The organism is Sphingomonas sp., from assembly GCF_031361285.1.
Lineage (GTDB): Bacteria > Pseudomonadota > Alphaproteobacteria > Sphingomonadales > Sphingomonadaceae > Sphingomicrobium.
In genome coordinates this window covers 1-2,462 of the sequence record NZ_JANMCO010000142.1, presented here as the reverse complement: position 1 = coordinate 2,462, position 2,462 = coordinate 1, and the positions used below count along the sequence as shown (strand labels likewise).

General features: G+C 66.2%; 2 protein-coding genes. Both read right to left on the bottom strand.

Going from position 1 to position 2,462, the window contains the following annotated elements; all coding sequences use genetic code 11:
• Positions 1-2,019, bottom strand: a 2,019-nt coding sequence (locus tag RMO25_RS11825) for a transketolase C-terminal domain-containing protein (RefSeq protein WP_309662802.1), incomplete at its 3' end; no start/stop codon positions are given.
• An 8-nt stretch (positions 2,020-2,027) separates the two neighbouring features.
• Positions 2,028-2,462: aminotransferase class I/II-fold pyridoxal phosphate-dependent enzyme (locus tag RMO25_RS11820; RefSeq protein WP_405051880.1), on the bottom strand; the 435-nt coding region annotated here is incomplete at its 5' end.

Here is a 2,462-nt window from a genome sequence, read left to right as displayed (position 1 = left end):
CTCGGCGCGGATCCGCGCCACGCTCGGCACCGCCCATTCAAGCAAGCTTGGGTGATGCGGGCTGGGGATGTCGGGCATCGTCACCCGCGCCACCGGCGCGTCGAGGTCGAGAAACGCTTCGTCGGCAACCACCGCGGCGATCTCCGCCCCAAACCCGCCGGTGCGCAGATCCTCATGGACGATCAGGCACCGCCGCGTGCGACGGACGCTGTCGAGCACCATCTCACGGTCCCACGGCATCAGCGTGCGCAAGTCGATCACATCGGCCGATACGCCGTCCGCCGCCGCCTCGCAGCGCGGCACCATCGCGCCCCACGTCACGATCGTGATCGCGTCACCCTCACGCACTTTCTTCGCCCGCCCGAACGGCAACACATAGTCATCGCCCGGCCACGGCCGCCGCGCCCACGCATCGTCGAGCATCGCCCGATGTTCGAAGAACAGCACCGGATCATTGCCGCGCAAGCTTGCCCGCAACAGCCCAACCGCGTCCTCGGCATTGGACGGCACCGCCACCTTCCAGCCCGGATTGTGGACGAACTGCACCTCGTTGGTCTGGCTGTGCCACGGGTCGCCGCATTTGAAGAAGCCGCCGGGCACGCGCAGCACCATCGGCGCGGCGAAGCGGTTGTGCGTGCGCCAGCGCATTGTCCCGATATCGTTGATCTGCTCGGTCGCGGGCTCGGCATATTTGCGGAACTGGATTTCGGGCACCGGCATCAGCCCGGCCAGCGCCATGCCGACCGCGCGACCGACGATGCCTTCCTCGTTCAGCGACGTGTCGAACACGCGGGCGCGCCCGAACTTGCCTTGCAACCCGAGCGTCACCGCGTGAACGCCGCCCTTGGGCCCGACATCCTCGCCGAACACCAGCACGCGCGGATTGCTGGCCAGCTCCTGGTCGAGCGTCCGGCGGATGGCCGTCACCATGTTGATCCGTTGGCCGTCGGGGCGCGATTCATCGGTCGACTGCGGCGGCGAAAAGCCGTGATTCAGTTGCCCGCCGACCTGCTGCAGCTCGCTTTCGAAGAACACATTGTCGGTCACGCGGTCAGGACTGGAGACGCCCCGCGCTTCCGCTTCGGCCAGCGCCGCCGCAACCGTCGCCGCGGCGTCCGCCTCCAGCCCCGGCCAATCGAGCTTGGACGCAAACGCCTTCAATTTGGGCAACGGGTCGCGCGCCCATTCGGCCTTGATCTCCGCCTCGCTTTTGTAACCCTGGGTGTCCTGGAAGCTATGGCCTTCCAAGCGCGGCATGGTCAGCCGCAGCAACGCCGGCGTCCGTTGGTTGCGCACATGCGCCACCGCCTCGCGCACCAACCGCGCCGCTTCTTCGGGCTCGGTGCCGTCGCCGTTGAAAATCGTCAGACCCGCGAAGCTCGCGAGATTGGCCGCGATGTCCTTGCCCGGCGTCTGATATTCCGACGGCACCGAAATGCCGTAGCCATTGTCCTCGATGTAAATGAGCAAAGGCAATACTTGCGTGGTCGCAATGGTTAGCGCCGACCAAAATCCGCCGGTGGCGCAGCTCGCGTCGCCGCCGAGCACTACCGCGATCGCGTCCGGCGGTCCCTCACCCAAGACCTCGGCCTTGTAGGCGATGGCCTGGGCCCAGCCCGCCGCCGGCGTATATTGCGCGCCGACGCCGCCGCACATCGGCAGCGCGTGCGCCCCGCCCGGGTTGGGATAATTGAACACCACGCCAATATCGCGGCCGTCCGAATAGCCGCCGGCCAGCCCCATGCCCGACCCCAATGCGTCGGCCAGCGGCACGCCAAGCGCGAGCAGCAACGGCCGCGACCGGTAATAGCCGCAGGCCGCGTCGCCATCCTTGAGCTGCATGCCCAACAGCACCTGCGCCAAGTCATGGCCGCGCGCCGAAAATTGGTAAAAGATCTTCTTCTGCGGAACGAGCTCTTGCTCTTCGAGCCGGTCCATCTCGCGGCTGGTGAGGACCAGGCGCGCGACCTCGCGCCAATCGACGTCGGTGCTCACGCGACCGGCGTCTCGCTCAGCCATTGAGAGTCTCAGGCATCCATCGCCTCAATGACCGCCGCGGTAAATCGGTCGATCTGGTCGTCGCCCATGCCAACAACGTTGAACCGCCCGCTGTCGGCCATATAGATCGCGTGGTCTTCGCGCAGGCTCAGCACCTGTTCCTTGCTCAGCGGCAGCATCGAAAACATTCCGAACTGCTGGCCGATGAAGTGCAGGCGCGGATCGGCGGCGGCAATCCGCTGACGGACCGCATTGATCCGGTTGCGCATGTTCGTAAGCTCAACCAGCCAGCGGGCACGAAACTCGGGGTCTTCGAGAATGATATGCGCCGCGGCGGCGCCGTGATCAGGCGGCATCGACCACATTTCCCGAGAGCGCTGGAACACATGGCCCATCGCCCTCGCCGTCGCCTCGACTGATCCGGTCTTGACGAACAGCGAGCCGACGCGGTCGCGATAGCAACT